Source organism: Roseateles sp. P4_D2, from assembly GCF_056401875.1.
In genome coordinates this window covers 101,960-117,903 of sequence record NZ_JBFUIM010000017.1, presented here as the reverse complement: position 1 = coordinate 117,903, position 15,944 = coordinate 101,960, and the positions used below count along the sequence as shown (strand labels likewise).

Annotated in this window: 15 protein-coding genes and 1 tRNA gene; 10 read left to right on the top strand and 6 right to left on the bottom strand. The window is 66.9% G+C overall.

Going from position 1 to position 15,944, the window contains the following annotated elements; all coding sequences use genetic code 11:
- Positions 1 to 112 precede the first annotated feature (112 nt).
- Both clpS and clpA read left to right on the top strand, forming a co-directional pair.
- Entirely contained in the window at positions 113 to 493 is a 381-nt protein-coding gene (gene clpS / locus AC1DW0_RS26420; protein WP_056197758.1) for an ATP-dependent Clp protease adapter ClpS, read from the top strand.
- Positions 490 to 2,817 carry an ATP-dependent Clp protease ATP-binding subunit ClpA gene (gene clpA / locus AC1DW0_RS26415; RefSeq protein ID WP_056197757.1) on the top strand — a complete coding sequence of 776 codons (2,328 nt, stop codon included), beginning with the start codon at positions 490 to 492 and terminating at the stop codon, positions 2,815 to 2,817. The genes clpS and clpA overlap by 4 nt, the downstream gene beginning before the upstream one ends.
- Before the next feature lie 48 nt (positions 2,818 to 2,865).
- Here the strand turns inward: clpA and AC1DW0_RS26410 are convergent, their stop codons facing one another.
- From AC1DW0_RS26410 to AC1DW0_RS26390, 5 genes are read right to left on the bottom strand one after another with little or no spacing between them, the layout of a single operon-like run.
- Positions 2,866 to 3,639 (bottom strand): M90 family metallopeptidase, encoded by a 774-nt coding sequence (locus AC1DW0_RS26410; RefSeq protein ID WP_477948981.1) that lies wholly within the window; start codon positions 3,637 to 3,639, stop codon positions 2,866 to 2,868.
- Positions 3,639 to 4,385: a UDP-2,3-diacylglucosamine diphosphatase gene (locus AC1DW0_RS26405; protein WP_477948952.1), complete on the bottom strand. Its 747-nt coding sequence runs from the start codon at positions 4,383 to 4,385 to the stop codon at positions 3,639 to 3,641. Before AC1DW0_RS26405 ends, AC1DW0_RS26410 begins: the two co-directional genes overlap by 1 nt.
- The gene (locus tag AC1DW0_RS26400; RefSeq protein WP_056197749.1) at positions 4,382 to 4,879 is read right to left on the bottom strand and encodes a peptidylprolyl isomerase; all 498 of its coding nucleotides are present in this window, start codon (positions 4,877 to 4,879) and stop codon (positions 4,382 to 4,384) included. Before AC1DW0_RS26400 ends, AC1DW0_RS26405 begins: the two co-directional genes overlap by 4 nt.
- The gene (locus tag AC1DW0_RS26395) at positions 4,876 to 5,439 is read right to left on the bottom strand and encodes a peptidylprolyl isomerase (protein ID WP_477948950.1); all 564 of its coding nucleotides are present in this window, start codon (positions 5,437 to 5,439) and stop codon (positions 4,876 to 4,878) included. The genes AC1DW0_RS26400 and AC1DW0_RS26395 overlap by 4 nt, the downstream gene beginning before the upstream one ends.
- Positions 5,440 to 5,452: 13 nt before the next feature.
- Entirely contained in the window at positions 5,453 to 5,980 is a 528-nt protein-coding gene (locus AC1DW0_RS26390) for a tetratricopeptide repeat protein (protein ID WP_056197745.1), read from the bottom strand.
- A gap of 118 nt (positions 5,981 to 6,098) precedes the next feature.
- Between AC1DW0_RS26390 and cysS the strand changes: the two genes are divergently transcribed.
- From cysS to AC1DW0_RS26350, 8 genes are all read left to right on the top strand, one after another.
- Positions 6,099 to 7,472 (top strand): cysteine--tRNA ligase, encoded by a 1,374-nt coding sequence (cysS, locus tag AC1DW0_RS26385; RefSeq protein ID WP_056197743.1) that lies wholly within the window; start codon positions 6,099 to 6,101, stop codon positions 7,470 to 7,472.
- The gene (locus tag AC1DW0_RS26380; protein ID WP_056197741.1) at positions 7,472 to 8,101 is read left to right on the top strand and encodes a DNA-3-methyladenine glycosylase family protein; all 630 of its coding nucleotides are present in this window, start codon (positions 7,472 to 7,474) and stop codon (positions 8,099 to 8,101) included. The genes cysS and AC1DW0_RS26380 overlap by 1 nt, the downstream gene beginning before the upstream one ends.
- A gap of 105 nt (positions 8,102 to 8,206) precedes the next feature.
- The gene (locus tag AC1DW0_RS26375; RefSeq protein ID WP_056197740.1) at positions 8,207 to 9,178 is read left to right on the top strand and encodes an acetyl-CoA carboxylase carboxyltransferase subunit alpha; all 972 of its coding nucleotides are present in this window, start codon (positions 8,207 to 8,209) and stop codon (positions 9,176 to 9,178) included.
- Positions 9,147 to 10,451, top strand: coding sequence for a tRNA lysidine(34) synthetase TilS (tilS, locus tag AC1DW0_RS26370; RefSeq protein WP_477948947.1), 1,305 nt, complete (start codon positions 9,147 to 9,149; stop codon positions 10,449 to 10,451). The genes AC1DW0_RS26375 and tilS overlap by 32 nt, the downstream gene beginning before the upstream one ends.
- A gap of 60 nt (positions 10,452 to 10,511) precedes the next feature.
- Positions 10,512 to 11,792: an aspartate kinase gene (locus tag AC1DW0_RS26365; RefSeq protein WP_477948945.1), complete on the top strand. Its 1,281-nt coding sequence runs from the start codon at positions 10,512 to 10,514 to the stop codon at positions 11,790 to 11,792.
- Positions 11,793 to 11,840: 48 nt separating this feature from the next.
- Positions 11,841 to 11,934: transfer RNA gene (locus AC1DW0_RS26360), tRNA-Ser, on the top strand.
- A gap of 164 nt (positions 11,935 to 12,098) precedes the next feature.
- Entirely contained in the window at positions 12,099 to 13,097 is a 999-nt protein-coding gene (locus AC1DW0_RS26355) for a tripartite tricarboxylate transporter substrate binding protein (protein WP_477948943.1), read from the top strand.
- Positions 13,094 to 15,172, top strand: a complete 2,079-nt coding sequence (locus tag AC1DW0_RS26350; protein WP_477948941.1) for a sensor domain-containing diguanylate cyclase — start codon at positions 13,094 to 13,096, stop codon at positions 15,170 to 15,172. Before AC1DW0_RS26355 ends, AC1DW0_RS26350 begins: the two co-directional genes overlap by 4 nt.
- Here AC1DW0_RS26350 and fdhD read toward each other — a convergent pair.
- Positions 15,163 to 15,927, bottom strand: coding sequence for a formate dehydrogenase accessory sulfurtransferase FdhD (gene fdhD, locus AC1DW0_RS26345; RefSeq protein WP_056197730.1), 765 nt, complete (start codon positions 15,925 to 15,927; stop codon positions 15,163 to 15,165). The two genes, AC1DW0_RS26350 and fdhD, sit on opposite strands and share 10 nt — an antisense overlap.
- Between the last annotated feature and the right edge of the window lie 17 nt (positions 15,928 to 15,944).

Sequence of the window (15,944 nt, the reverse complement as noted above, 5' to 3'; positions counted from 1 at the left end):
CTTCCCGGCCGGGTTCACCCTCAGAACCTTCCGCCCCGCGCTTGCAATTTCCAGGAGCGTCGCCAACTGCCCGCGGTCGGCGAGGGGAAGCCCCCGTCGATAGAATCCCGACATGCCTGTGCTCCCCGTCTTTTCACCGCGAAACCAGTCGCCCCCGCCCCCGCCCGCGCCCCCTCTGAAGCCGGGCAAGGACGAAGGCGAGGGCGCGGTCGTCGTCGAGCGGCAGACCCAGAAAACCGAGCCCCCCCGGCTCTACCAGGTCCTGCTGCTGAACGACGATTTCACGCCGATGGAGTTTGTTGTCATGGTTCTGCAGGAATTTTTCCGGCATGACCTCGATACGGCGACGCAGATCATGCTCAAAATCCACCACGAGGGTCGCGGGGTCTGCGGTGTGTTCACCAAGGACGTCGCCGCGACCAAGGTGGAGTTGGTTCTGGCCGCCTCACGGCGTGCCGGCCACCCCCTGCAGTGCATTATGGAGGCCGCATGATTGCGCAAGAGCTTGAAGTCAGTTTGCACATGGCGTTCGTCGAAGCACGCCAGCAGCGGCACGAATTCATCACCGTCGAGCACCTGCTGCTCGCTTTGCTCGACAACCCCAGCGCCGCGGAGGTGCTGCGCGCCTGCGCGGCCAACCTGGACGACCTGCGCAAGAGCCTGACGCAGTTCATCAAGGAAAACACGCCGATGGTGGGCGGCAGCGACGAGGTGGACACCCAGCCCACGCTGGGCTTCCAACGTGTCATCCAGCGCGCCATCATGCACGTGCAGAGCACCGGCAGCGGCAAGAAGGAAGTGACCGGCGCCAACGTGCTCGTCGCCATCTTCGGCGAGAAGGATTCGCACGCCGTCTACTACCTGCACCAGCAGGGCGTCACGCGCCTGGACGTCGTCAATTTCATCGCCCACGGCATCAAGAAGACCGATCCCGAGCCGCCCAAGAACCCCGAGGGCCAGGCCCCCGGCAGCCAGGAAGGCGAGCGCGAGGAAGGCGAGGGCGGCAGCGCCAAGGCGTCGCCGCTGGAGCAGTTCACGCAGAACCTGAACCAGCTGGCCAAGGACGGCAAGATCGACCCGCTGATCGGTCGCGAGTCCGAGGTCGAGCGCGTCGTGCAGGTGCTGTGCCGCCGGCGCAAGAACAACCCGCTGCTGGTCGGCGAGGCCGGCGTGGGCAAGACGGCCATCGCTGAAGGCCTGGCCTGGAGGATCACCGAAGGCGAAGTCCCTGAGGTCCTCGCCGACGCCGTCGTCTACTCGCTGGACATGGGCGCGCTGCTGGCGGGCACCAAGTACCGCGGCGACTTCGAGCAGCGCCTGAAGGCGGTTCTGAAGGCGCTGAAGGACCAACCCAGCGCCATCCTCTTCATCGACGAGATCCACACGCTGATCGGCGCCGGTGCGGCCTCGGGCGGCACGCTGGACGCGAGCAACCTGCTCAAGCCGGCGCTGTCCAGCGGCGCGATGAAGTGCATCGGCGCGACCACCTTCACCGAGTACCGCGGCATCTTCGAGAAGGACGCGGCGCTGAGCCGGCGCTTCCAGAAGATCGATGTCGCCGAGCCTTCGGTCGAGCAGACCATCGAGATCCTGAAGGGGCTCAAGAGCCGCTTCGAGGAGCATCACTCGGTCAAGTACGCCCTGGGCGCGCTGCAGGCGGCCGCCGAGCTGTCGGCCAAGTACATCAATGATCGCCACCTGCCGGACAAGGCCATCGACGTCATCGACGAGGCCGGTGCTGCCCAGCGCATCCTGCCCAAGAGCAAGCAGAAGAAGACCATCACGCGCGTCGAGGTCGAGGACATCGTCGCCAAGATCGCGCGCATCCCGCCCGCATCGGTCAACAGCGATGACCGCAGCAAGCTCAAGACGCTGGACCGCGACCTGAAGAGCGTCGTGTTCGGGCAGGACCCGGCGGTCGACGCGCTCGCCGCCGCCATCAAGATGGCGCGCTCGGGCCTGGGCCGGCCCGAGAAGCCGGTGGGCTCCTTCCTGTTCAGCGGCCCCACGGGTGTCGGCAAGACGGAGGTCGCCAAGCAGCTTGCCTACATCCTGGGCATCGAGTTGATCCGCTTCGACATGTCGGAGTACATGGAGCGCCATGCCGTCAGCCGCCTGATCGGTGCGCCTCCGGGCTATGTCGGTTTTGACCAGGGCGGCCTGCTGACCGAGGCGGTCACAAAGAAGCCGCACTCGGTGCTGCTGCTCGATGAAATCGAGAAAGCGCACCCGGATGTCTTCAACGTGCTGCTGCAGGTCATGGACCACGGCACGCTGACCGACAACAACGGGCGCAAGGCCGACTTCCGCAACGTCATCATCATCATGACGACCAACGCGGGTGCCGAGGCGCTGAACAAGGCCACCATCGGCTTCACCAACTCGCGCCAGCAGGGCGACGAGATGGCCGACATCAAGCGCCTGTTCACGCCGGAGTTCCGCAACCGCCTGGACGCCATCGTGTCCTTCCGCCCGCTGGACGAGGAAATCATCCTGCGTGTGGTCGACAAGTTCCTGCTGCAACTGGAGAGCCAGCTGCAGGAGAAGAAGGTCGAGGTCAGCTTCTCCGACGCGCTGCGCAAGCATCTGGCCAAGAAGGGCTTCGACCCGCTGATGGGCGCGCGGCCGATGCAGCGCCTCATCCAGGACACCATCCGCCGCGCGCTGGCCGACGAACTGCTGTTCGGCAAGCTGGTCGATGGCGGGCGCCTGAGCGTGGACGTGGACGACAAGGGCGAGACGGTGCTGGACATCCAGCCCACGCCGCCCAAGCCGGCCAAGGACAACAAGCCCAAGGCGGAGCCGGCGACGGCTTGAGTTTCAGCGCTCAGACGGAAAGGGACGCTGCGGCGTCCCCTTTTTAGTTCAACCAGCCGGGTCCTGTTTGAAGAAGCCGGCCAGCAGCTCGTACATCGCCGGCTCCTCCGCCCGCATGGCGGCCGGGGCGACGAAGAAGGCCTCCACGGCGACGGCGAAGAATTCCTCGACGGCCTCGCCGCCGTAGGGGTCGATCAGCGTCTCCTCGCCGGCATCGACGCGCTGGCAGAACTTCTCCCATTCGGCGTCGATGACCGTGGTCCAGCGCTCGCGTTCGTCGGCGTCCAGCGGGGGCGCGCCGTCAGCCAGCCCATCTCGCATGTCGATGACGTGGGCGAACTCGTGGATGACGACGTTGAAGACCGCGTCCGCGCCGAACTCGGCCGGGTCGTCGCTGACGGCGATGGCATTCCAGGTCAGCATCAGCGGGCCGCCTTCCATGGCTTCGCCGGCCAGCTCCTCGTCGTACTCGTGGACGACACCGTCCTCGTCCTCGAAGCGCCGCTGCGCCACGACTTCGCCCTCGTGCATGACGATGCCGACGAAACCGTCGTACCAGGACAGGCCCAGCCGCAGCACGGGCAGGCAGGCCTGGGCCGCGACAGCGACGGCAACTTCGTCGCTCACCTCGAAGCCGCCGACACCGTGGAACTCCTTGGTCGACAGGAAAAGGCTCGACAGCCGGCGCAGCTCGGTCAGGTCGTCCTCGCCGCGCTGGGCCAGGAAGGGGTAGCGCAGCAGGGTCAGCTGCCATAGCGCATCTGGAATCGCATGGCGTTCGACGGCGCGTTGCTCACGCCAGTTGCGCAAAGCTTTCAGGATCACAGGGAAAGGCGTTGCAGGCCGGCTGCGGACAGGCGGATGACGTCGCCGCGCGGTGGGGTGCCATCGAGGTCCCAGTCCGACAGCACGACGCGCCTGAGCCCGTCGCCCAGATCGTGCTCGGCAGGGCGGTGTGTGTGGCCGTGGATCATCGTCGTCGCGCTGGCTTCGTTCAGCAGCGCGCGGCAAGCCTCGGCGTCAAGGTCGGTGGCCATCAGTTGCGCGGCTTGCGCCGCGCGGCTGCCTTCGCGCATCTGGCGCCCCAGCGCCTGGCGAGCTTCGAGCGGCTGCGCCAGCACCTGGGCCTGCCATTCGGGCGAGCGCACCTGGCGGCGGAAGGCCTGGTAGGCGGTGTCGGCAAGGCATTGCGCATCGCCATGCACCAGCAGCCAGCGCTGGCCAAAGGCATCGAGCACCGTGGGATCGGGCAGGGCGGTCATGCCGGCGTCCGCCAGCAACTCCGCGCCGACAAGGAAGTCGCGGTTGCCGTGCATGAAGAAGAGATCCAGGCGCCGCGACGCATCGTGCAGCAGGCGTACGACGCCGGCCTCGAAGGGCTCGTTCCGGGCGTCGTCGCCGACCCAGACCTCGAAGATGTCGCCGAGCAGCAGCACCGCTTGCGCGGGCGTCTGCGCAAGGTGCTGCTCAAGCCGGGCCAGCGTGCCCGGCGTGTCCGGCCCGAGGTGCAAGTCCGACAGCAGATCGATCTGCCGCCACTGCGCCGGGGCCGTCAGCGTGTGGATCAAACCTCGACGGCTTTCTCGATGATGACGTCTTCGACCGGCACGTCACCATGGCCGCCACGCGTGGCGGTCTTGGACTTCTCGATCTTGTCGACGACGTCCTTGCCCTCGATGACCTTGCCGAAGACGGCATAGCCCCAGCCCGACGGGCTCTCGGACTTGAAGTCCAGGAAGCCGTTGTTGGTCGTGTTGATGAAGAACTGCGCCGTGGCCGAGTGCGGTGCGTTGGTGCGCGCCATGGCCAGCGTGTAGTGGGCGTTCTTCAGGCCGTTGTTGGCCTCGTTCTGGATGGCCGCCTCGGTGGGCTTTTGATTCATGCCGACCTCAAAGCCGCCGCCCTGGACCATGAAGCCCTTGATGACGCGGTGGAACACCGTGCCGTCGTAGTGGCCCTTGCGGACGTAGTTCAGGAAGTTGGCGACCGACAGCGGCGCCTTCTCGGCATCCAGCTCAATGAGGATGTCGCCGTGGTTGGTGGTGAGTTTGACTTGGCTCATTTTTTGACGGGCTCAACGAGAGCCTTGGTGATGAAGATGGGCTTGACCGGGAAATGCTGGTGCATGCCGTGCGGCGTGACCTCGACGGCGCGGATCTTGTCGACGACGTCCATGCCCTCGATGACCTGGCCGAAGACGGCATAGCCCGACGCCGGATTGTCCGGTTCGCCGTCGAGCATGGGGTTGTCCACCACGTTGACGAAGAACTGCGAGGTCGCCGAGTTCGGGTCGTTGGTGCGCGCCATGGCGATGCTGCCGCGCACATTGGTCAGGCCGTTGTGTGACTCCAGCGGGATGGGCGGCTTGGTCGGCTTCTGGTTCAGCTTGGCGTCGTAACCGCCGCCCTGGATCATGAAGGTTGCCATGACGCGGTGGAAGACCGTGCCGTTGTAGTGGCCGGCCTTCACGTATTGCAGGAAGTTGGCGACTGACTTGGGGGCCTTCTGGGCGTTCAGCTCGATGCGGATGTCGCCTTCGGTGGTCTGCAGCTTGACGGTCTGGGCCTCGGCGCCCAGCGTGGCCAGCAGGCCGGCGAGAAGGAGAGGAAGGATTTTGGTCATGGGAGGCGAGTGGTTAGCGGGTGCGCAATTCGCGGGTCAGGGCCAGCGTGCGGTTGATCTTGCCGGCCAGCGTGTCGCTGGGCATCAGGGCCGACTTCTGGGCACGCTGGTAGGCGCGCAGAGCCAGGCGTACCAACACATCGCCCAGATTTTCCTGGGCCTGGGCATGGTCGGGATGCAGGCGCAGGGCCTGCTCCAGCGCGGCCTTGGCTTCGTCGAGTTCGCCGGCGGCTGCGTGCAGTACGGCGAGATTGTTGTAGGGGTCGGCCAGGTCGGGGAAGTCCTGCGTGAGGCGGGTGAAGATGGCCGTCGCCTTGGCAGGCTCGCCCAGTTCCATGCGCATGACACCCAGGGCGAAGCGCAGTTGCAGATCATCAGGTTGACGGGTCAGGGCCTGCTCGACCTGCTCGACGGCCTGGCTCTTCTGTCCGGCCAGCCAAAGCCGCTGGGCGCTGGCAAGGTCGTCGGCGCGAACCGGCGTGGTTGCCAGCGCCAGGATCAGCAGGCAGGGCAACGCGAGGGTGGGGAAGGGCAGGCGCATGAGGGTTGTAGCGGGGGGCGGCGTCAGGGTCGGCCGCTATACTGAATTCATTCTATGAGCCCCGCCTGGGCGGACCCGGTGCGGGGCTTCTTGTTGGTGGCTGCTGCCCTCGTTTTTCATGTCCCTGCGCGTTCACAACTCCCTCAGCCGAGATCTCGAAGACTTCCAACCGCTCGTGCCTGGCCAAGTGCGCATGTACGTTTGCGGCATCACGGTCTACGACCTCTGCCACATGGGGCATCTGCGCATGAACATGGCGTTCGACGTCATCTACCGCTGGCTGCGTGCCAGTGGTTACGGCGTCACCTATGTGCGCAACATCACCGACATCGACGACAAGATCATCAAGCGTGCCGTCGAGCGCGGCATCACCATCCGCCAGCTCACCGAAGAGATGAGCGCGGCGATGCACGAGGACTTTGCAGCTGTCGGCCTGCTGCGCCCGGACCACGAACCGCGCGCGACCGAGTACGTGCCGCAGATGCTGTCGCTGATCGAGCGCCTGGAAGAGCGTGGCCTGGCCTACCGTTCTGATACTGGCGACGTGAACTACGCGGTGCGCAAGTTCGAAGGCTACGGCAAGCTCAGCGGCAAGAGCATCGATGACCTGCGCGCCGGCGAACGCGTGGCCGTGGACGACGGCAAGCTGGACCCGCTGGACTTTGTGCTCTGGAAGGCCGCCAAGGCCGAGGAGCCGGCGGACGCCAAGTGGGCAGCTCCCTTCGGCGAGGGCCGCCCGGGTTGGCACATCGAGTGCTCGGCAATGAGCTGCGCGCTGCTCGGCGAAAGCTTTGACATCCACGGTGGTGGCACCGATCTGCAGTTCCCTCACCACGAGAACGAGATCGCCCAGAGCGAGGGTGCGGGCTACCCCTTCGCGCGCTACTGGCTGCACAACGGCTTCCTGAACGTCGATGGCGAAAAGATGTCCAAGAGCCTGGGCAACTTCTTCACCATCCGCGACGTGCTGCAGAAGTTCGACGGCGAGACGCTGCGCTTCTTCATGCTGCGCACCCACTATCGCCGGCCGTTCAACTTCAGCGATGCCCACCTCGAAGACGCCCGAGCCGCGCTGACGCGGCTGTACACGGCGCTGGACGCCGTGCCGCCGTCCGAAGTCGCCATCGACTGGAGCGAGCCCAGCGCCGCTGCCTTCAAGACAGCGATGGACGAGGACTTCGGCACGCCCGGCGCCATCGCCGTGCTGTTTGACCTCGTCAACGAAGTCAACCGTGATCGCTCACCCCAGCGTGCCGGCTTGCTGAAGGCGCTGGCCGGCGTGCTCGGCGTCCTGCAGCAGGAGCCGCGCGCCTATCTGCAGGGCGGCTCGGGCATTGACGACGCGGCCTGGATCGAGGCGCGCATCGCGGCCCGCGCTGCCGCCAAGGCCGCCAAGGACTTTGCGGGTGCCGACGCGATCCGCGCCGAGTTGACGGCCAAGGGCATCATGCTGAAGGACGGTGCCGACGGCACGACCTGGGTGAAGAGCTGATGCCGCCCGAAGTGATCCCGGCCTATTGGGACGAGGCCTGCAAGCACCTGGTCAAGCGCGACCGGGTCATGAAGAAGCTCATCCCGCAGTTCGGCGAGGCCCGGTTGCAGAGCCGCGGCGACGCCTTCGCGACGCTGGCCCGCTCCATCGTCGGCCAGCAGATCTCGGTCAAGGCCGCCCAATCGGTCTGGAACCGCTGGATCGCGCTGATGACCAAATTCCAGCCGACCGCCGTGCTGGGCCTGGGTGTGGATGAGCAGCGCGCTGCCGGCCTGTCCGCCCGCAAGGTCGAATACCTGCGCGACCTGGCGGAACATTTCGACACTGGCCAGGTTCATGTGCGCCAATGGGCGCAGATGGACGACGAAGCCATCATCGAAGAGCTCGTTGCCATTCGCGGCATCGGCCGGTGGACGGCCGAGATGTTCTTGATTTTTCACTTGATGCGCCCCAATGTGATGCCCCTGGATGACATCGGCTTGTTGAAGGGCATCAGCCAGAATTACTTTTCGGGCGAACCTGTCTCCCGCGCCGAGGCGCGCGAAGTCGGCGACGCCTGGGCACCGTACCGTTCGGTAGCGGTTTGGTACATTTGGCGCAGCCTCGACCCGCTGCCTGTGGACTATTGAGGTCATTGTTCAACCACCCAGAGCGGGCCGCACGCCGGGACGCTCCAAAGCCGACAGACACCCGTCAAGGGATCAGCCGGCGTACTCACCGGACGAGGGGATCCATTGAGCAAAAAACATTTTCTGGAATTCGAGCAGCCCATCGCCGAGCTCGAGACCAAGATCGAAGAACTGCGCTATGTGCAGAGCGAGTCTGCGGTCGACATCTCCGAGGAGATCGATCGCCTCTCCAAGAAAAGCCAGCAGCTGACCAAGGAGGTCTACGCCAACGTCCTGCCCTGGCAGGTCTACCAGATCGCCCGCCACCCGCAGCGCCCGCAGACGCTGGACTACTGCTCGGAAGTTTTCACCGAGTTCCAGGAACTGCACGGTGACCGTCACTTCGCCGACGACGCAGCCATCGTGGGCGGCATCGCGCGCTTCAACGGCCAGGCCTGCATGGTCATCGGCCACCAGCGCGGCAGCGACGCCAAGGAGCGCACGCTGCGCAACTTCGGCATGCCGCGCCCCGAGGGCTACCGCAAGGCGCTGCGCCTGCTGAAGCTGGCCGAGAAGTTCGGCCTACCGGTCTTCACCTTCATCGACACCATGGGCGCCTATCCTGGCATCGGTGCCGAGGAGCGCAGCCAGAGCGAGGCCATCGGCCGCAACATCCTCGAGATGGCGCAGCTCGAAGTGCCCATCATCGCCACCGTCATCGGCGAGGGCGGCTCGGGTGGTGCGCTGGCCATCGGCGTGGCCGACCAGGTGCTGATGCTGCAGTTCGCGGCCTATTCCGTCATCTCGCCGGAGGGCTGCGCGTCCATCCTGTGGAAGAGCAGCGAACGCGCCTCCGAGGCGGCCGAGGCCCTGGGCATCACGGCTCACCGCCTGAAAGCGCTCGGCCTGATCGACAAGATCGTCAGCGAGCCGGTGGGTGGCGCGCACCGCGACGCCAAGCAGATGGCGTCCAACCTGAAGCGCGCGCTGAGCGACGCACTGCGCCAGGTCAGCGACCTCAAGACTCGTGAACTGGTGGACCGCCGCTACGAGCGCCTGCAGGCCTATGGCCGATTCGGCGACACCAAGAACAGGTGATGCGGTCGCCGTCGCCTTCAGCGGCGGCCTGGATTCCACGGCCCTGTTGCATGCGACCGCTCGCGCGGCGCAAGGCAGCAGGGTCGTTGCCCTTCATGTCCACCACGGCCTGCAGCCGCAGGCCGACGACTGGGTCGCGCATTGCGAGCGCGCGGCGCATGAGTTCGGAGCGGCCTATGTCTGCACGCGGCTGAGCGGATCGCCGGCGCGCGGCGACAGCGTGGAGGCCTGGGCTCATGCGGGCCGGCATCGCGCCCTGCACGACATGGCTGTTGCGGCGGGGGCCGACCTGCTGCTGCTGGCCCATCACCGACAGGACCAGGCCGAGACCTTCGTGCTGCAGGCTTTGCGCGGCGCCGGCACGGCGGGCCTTGCTGGCATGCCCAGGGCGCAATGGCGCGACGGCGTCTGCTGGGCACGGCCCTGGCTTGATCAGCCGCGCGACCTCATCCGCGCTTACGCCGAGCAGCATGGGCTCAGCTGGATAGAAGATCCGAGCAATGCCGATGCGCGCCATGCCCGCAACCGACTGCGCCAGACGCTGTGGCCGGCCTTTGCGGCGGCCGAGGCGGGCCTGGCCCAGTCGGCGCGCTGGGCGCAGCAGGCTGAGGAACTGGCTGCGGAAGTCGCGGCATCCGACCTTGCGGAGCTCGCGACCGCCGAGCGGCTGGATCTGGCCGCCGTGTTCCGCCTGTCGCCCGCCCGCGCAAGCAACGCGCTACGCGCCTGGCTGTCGCGGTACGCGAGCGTGCCGGCCAGCCTGGTCGAGCGCCTGCGGTCTGAATGGCATTCGGGCGCCACGCTGTCCTGGCCCGCGCCCGGTGGTGCCGTGCACGCCTATCGCGACGGCCTTTACTGGGCCGCCGAATCGGCCGCCCCGCCGCCTGCGTCGATGCTGAACCTGAGTCGCCCCGGCCTGCATCCTCAGCCGGCCTGGCAGGGCGCATGGCTCGTCGAGCCGGCCTCGCCCGGCATCGCGGTGGCGCGACTCGCCCAACTGACCCAGCGCGCTCGCGCCGGCGGTGAGCAATTCCAACGGGCCCCGGCCTCCGTGCAGCGTGCCCTCAAGAAGGCCTGCCAGGAAGCCGGCCTGCCGCCGTGGCGGCGCGGCGGGCCTCTGCTTTTTGACGCGCAGCAGCGCCTCATTGCCGTCGCCGGGCTTGGCATGGACGCCCGTGCCTTCGCCGATCAAGATGAGCCGAAGCTGTCCTTGCGCTGGCTGGAGGACGCAGCCTTGCCGCAGAGCGAAGGCGAGGGCGGGACTGCCGCATAAAATCGGGGGTTTGCGAGCATCCGTCCCGGCAGCTCACTCTTCCAGCCTTCGCTCAAACACATGGCTCTGATCGTCCACAAGTACGGCGGCACCTCGATGGGGTCCACCGATCGCATCCGCAACGTGGCCAAACGCGTCGCCAAATGGGTGCGCGCCGGCCACCAGATGGTGGTCGTGCCCTCGGCGATGAGCGGTGAAACCAACCGCCTGCTCGGTCTGGCCAAGGAACTGTCACCGGCCAGCATGACGCCGGCCGTGATGCGCGAGATGGACGCCATCGCCGCCACCGGCGAGCAGGTCTCCGTCGGTCTGCTGGCCATTGCGCTGCAGGCCGAAGGGCTGGAAGCGGTCAGCTATGCCGGCTGGCAGGTGCCGGTGGCCACCGACTCGTCCTTCACCAAGGCCCGCATCGAGAGCATCGACGATGTCCGCGTGCGTGCTGACCTGACCGCTGGGAAGGTGGTTGTCATCACCGGCTTCCAGGGCATCGACCCGGAAGGCCACATCACGACGCTGGGCCGCGGGGGTTCCGACACGTCGGCCGTGGCGATTGCTGCGGCGATGAAGGCTGCCGAATGTCTGATCTACACCGACGTGGACGGCGTCTACACGACCGACCCGCGCGTGGTGCCCGAGGCGCGGCGCCTGAGCACCATCACGTTCGAGGAAATGCTGGAGATGGCCTCGCTCGGCTCCAAGATCCTGCAGATCCGCTCCGTGGAGTTCGCGGGCAAGTACCGCGTGCCGCTGCGCGTGCTGTCCAGCTTCACACCCTGGGACATCGACATCACTGAAGAGGCCGCCTCCGGCACGCTGATCACTTTCGAACAAGAGGACGAGAACATGGAACAAGCCGTCGTTTCGGGTATTGCCTTCAACCGTGACGAGGCCAAGGTGACGCTGCTCGGCGTGCCCGACAAGCCCGGCATCGCCTTCCAGATCCTGGGACCCGTGGCCGAGGCCAACATCGACATCGACGTCATCATCCAGAACGTCTCCCACGACGGCAAGACCGACTTCTCCTTCACCGTGCACCGCAACGACTACGCGCGCACGATGGAGCTGCTGCAGAACACGGTCGGCCCGGCCACCAACGCCAGCAAGGTCGTCGGCGACCCCAAGATCTGCAAGGTCTCCATCGTTGGTATCGGCATGCGCTCGCATGTCGGCGTGGCCAGCAAGATGTTCCGCGCGCTGTCGGAAGAGGGCATCAACATCCAGATGATCTCGACCAGCGAGATCAAGACCAGCGTCGTCATCGACGAGAAGTACATGGAGCTGGCCGTGCGCGCATTGCACAAGGCCTTCGACCTGGATCAGGAAGCCGCTACCGCGGCCTGATTTCTGTCTGAGAGTGCTCCGCACTGGTATAGAATGCGGGGCTGTGCTGGAGACGTGACCGAGTGGCCGAAGGTGCTCCCCTGCTAAGGGAGTATTTGCGCTAAAACGCGAATCGAGGGTTCGAATCCCTCCGTCTCCTCCAAACACATCAAAGCCCGTCCTCGTGACGGGCTTTGTCTTTTCGGCGTTCAACAGGCGCTTTTGGGCGATTCGTCACGAATTGATCGTTTCAAGTCCAAATTTGCCAAATCTCCCGTTTATTCGGTTATTTATGATCGCCACGTGGCGGTCAAGACAATAAATCGGGTGAGGCAGGGCTTCGCTACCCTGCTGGTGCTTGCCGGGGCGCTGCTGGCCGCTGCGGCCGCGCGCGCCGTGCAGCCCATCACTCATGCTCTGCCGGTGTCGCCGACCACCGTCCGGCTTTTCGTGCCCTTCATGGCTGGCGGTGAGGCCGACGGCTCGGCGCGCAATTTCGTCCAGAGCGCGACACGCGTTGGCGGCGTGGGCTTCGAGATCGTCCATCTGACGGCTGAATCGGGCGCCGCAGCGGGGCGGGCTGTCAGGCAAGCCGCGCCCGATGGCCTGACGCTGTTGCTGGCTCGGGTGGGCAGCGTTGCCATCCTGCCGGCGCTGTCGCCACGCACGGCCGCGCCATTGAGTGACTTCACGGTGTTGGCCGTGCTCGACCAGGCGCCGCTCATCTGCGCCGTTCGCAGCGGCACGCCCATTGTGTCCATGCGCGAGTTGCTGACAGCCATCGCCGCGACGCCAGCGCAGTTGCGCTACAGCACGAGCGGTGCCGGCACCCTGCAAAACCTGGCCGTGCGCTATCTGTTGGCATTGAACGGCCTGCCGGGCGACGCGGCCAAGCCGGTGCATTTCGGCCAGGACTCACTGGCCACCCAGGCCCTGCTCAACGGCGAGGTGGATTTCAGCTGCAACACCGCGCGCAGCATCATGCCGGCCGTGCAGTCGGGCGCCCTGCGTGGATTGATGACGACCGCCCACGGGCGGCTGAGGTCGCTGCCGCAACTGCAGAACGCCGCCGAGCTCGGCCTGCGCGATATGCAGCAGTTGCAGGGCTGGTCGGCGCTGCTCGGGCCGGCGGGCATGACGGCCGAGGCCGTTCTGCGCTGGCGCGCACTGCTCGACAAGGTCGCTGCTGAGCCCGAGTGGCAGGCCGGCACCGAAGCGCTGAGCGCGTCAGCCCGCATCCACGCAGTCAAGGACCCGACGCAGTACTTGCGCCAGCAGGGGCAGTTCTACGAGCGCCTCGTGACGACGCTGGAGGCCCGGCCATGAGCCTGGGCAGTCCGTCGCGCCGTCGACTCTGGCCCTGGATCGTGGACGCGGCGCTGGTCGTGCTCATCTTGGTGATGGGCCTGGCAGGTAGCGTGGGCGCCTACCGCTCGCTGGCGCTGAAGGCTGCGGGCCAGCAGCGCGAGCTGTTGAACGCGATGGGGCAGAGCGTCGTCGGCGCCTTTGATCTGCAATTGGTGAGGGTGGTGGAGACGCTGCAGGCGGCCAGCCGGATGTTGTCGGCCCAACCGGGGCTGACGCGCGCTCAATTCGCACGCTATGGCGCCGGCTTGGTCACCGATTCCTCGGCCCTGACCCTGCTGGAGTGGCAGCCCGTCGTGCCGCATGCGCAGCTGGCTGAGTTCGAGAGGCAGGCGAATCTGGAGCAACCGGGCTATCGCGTCGTCGAGCCGGCGCCGCAATACCAGGGCGAGGGGTTCATCGCCGCGCACGAGCGCGACGTGCATGTGCCGGTGCGCTATTCCTGGCCCGAGAACGGCTCCGCCGTTGGTGTGGACATGGCCTTCGACCCGCGCCGCATGCGCTCCAAGCTGCTCGCCCGCGATGCCGGCGTGCCCATCGCGTCCGAGACATTTCCGTTGATCCGGCTTGGCCAGCAGGCGGCCGCCATCAGCGGCTTCGCGGTGTCCGCGCCGGTCTACCGGATCTCGCAGCCGACGGGCGTCGAGGCGCGTCGCCGCGAGCTGACGGGTTTCCTGGCCGGCGTCATCGAGCTGCCGACGCTGATGGCCGAGGCGGCGCTGCGGGCCGACGCCAATGGCCTGGATGTCTTCGTCTTCGACCAGGAGGAGAAGCACCGGCTCATCTATTCATCGGCCGGCAGTGAACCCTTCCAGTCCGACGAGCGCGACACGGCGCTGAGCATCGACGTGGGCGGGCGCCCCTGGCAACTGGTGCTCAGGCCCCGGCCCGGCGTGCTGGCTGGGGAAGGTGACAGAACACCGCTACTGGTCCTGGCCGCAGGCAGCCTGGCAACCCTGCTCGTCGCGTTGGCGGTGGCGCGCAGCCTCGTCGTCAGGCGCCGCCTGGAGCGGACCGAGGCTGACCTGGCCGAGGATCGCCAGCGCATGGCCAATGTGCTGGACGGCACGGCGGCCGGCACCTGGGACTGGCATATCGACACCGGCCGGCTCGACATCAACGAGCGTTGGGCCCGGATGCTGGGCCGCAGCCGCGCCGAACTCGAACCTGTGACGAGCACGACCTGGGAAAGACTCTGCCATCCCGGCGACCTCATCGAGTCCAACCTGGCGATGAAGCGCCATTTCAGCGGTGCGGACGAGCGCTACACCGCCGAGTTCCGCATGCGCCATGCCGAGGGCCACTGGGTCTGGGTGCAGAGCAACGGCAGCGTCTTCGAGCGTGACGCCCAGGGGCGCCCGCTGCGATTGGCCGGCACGCACATGGACATCTCCCGCCGCAAGGCTGACGAGCAGCGGCTGTATGACGATGCCCGCGCCCTGGAGGCGGCAAACCGCCAGTTGCGCGACCTGGCCATCGTCGACGCCCTGACCGGCGCCTTCAACCGGCGTCATTTCAATGATGTCTGCCTGGCCGCCCTGGCCGGCGCCCAGCGCGGCCAGGCCGTGGCCTTGTGCATGCTCGACGTGGATCATTTCAAGGCCTACAACGACCGCTACGGCCACCAGGCCGGCGATGCCGTCCTCAAGGCCCTGGCGCAGACGCTCAAGGACTCCCTCAAGCGCTCGACCGATGCGCTGTTCCGCCTGGGCGGCGAGGAGTTCGGCGTGATCTTCTCGGCCACGTCGGCCGAGACGGCCGAGCATTTCGTCAGCCAGCTCAGCGCTGCCCTGCACGCCCTGGCTCTGCCTCACGAGGGCAGCCCTCAGCGCGTTGTGACCGCCAGCTTCGGCCTGGCCTGGTGGGCCGCGCCGAGCTCCAACCTGACGCCGGAGGCCATGTACGCCGCGGCTGACGACGCCTTGTACGAAGCCAAGCGCTGCGGCCGCGATCAGATCGTCATTCGCTGCTTCCTGGCCGGCGAAGGCGAAACCCGAACGTCAGAGCCGATGGCGCTGAGCGACCGTCAGGCGTAGCGCGTCGCGCGGCCCTCGCGCACGAAGGCCCAGAGCTCCAGCCCCAGGCCGCGCGCCGTCGCGATGGCCAGGCTGCTGGGAGCCGACATGCAGGCCAGCAGGCCGACGCCGGCCATCGCCGTCTTGTGCACGAGCTCGAAGCTGGCTCGGCTGGACATCAGCACGAAGCCCTTGCGTGCGTCGGCATCGCAGCGGGCGAGGGCACCGGTCAGCTTGTCGAGTGCGTTATGGCGGCCGATATCCTCGCGCACCAGCAGCAGTTCACCGCTGGGCAGGCACCATGCCGCACCGTGCAGGCCACCGCAACGCGCATTCAGCACCTGGGCGGCGGGCAGGGCGGCCAGCGCCCGGTCCAGCGCCTGCGGGGCCAGCGTTGGCGCGCTGACGGCGGCGGGTTGCAGCGCGCCAAGCAGGGCCAGGCTTTCGACGCCGCACAGGCCGCAGCCGGTGCGGCCTGCCAGGGTGCGCCGGCGCACCTTCAGGCGCTGCTCGCAGGCGGCGGTCACCGTCAGGGCCAGTTCGATGCCTTCGGGCCGGGTCTCGATCTCGACGTCCAGCAGTTCGCGCCGCGACGTGAACCAACCTTCCGCGAGGCCGAAGCCGAGGGCGAAGTCCTCCAGATCGGCCGGCGTGGCCAGCATGACGGCCTGCGAGATGTCGTTGACCGTCAGCGCCACGGGCACCTCGGCGGCGACCTCTTCGTCAGTCGCCGTATTCAGGGGTTTCAATGTCCGCAGCGCGGCCTCGGTTTGCATGGCGGCGATGATAGAAG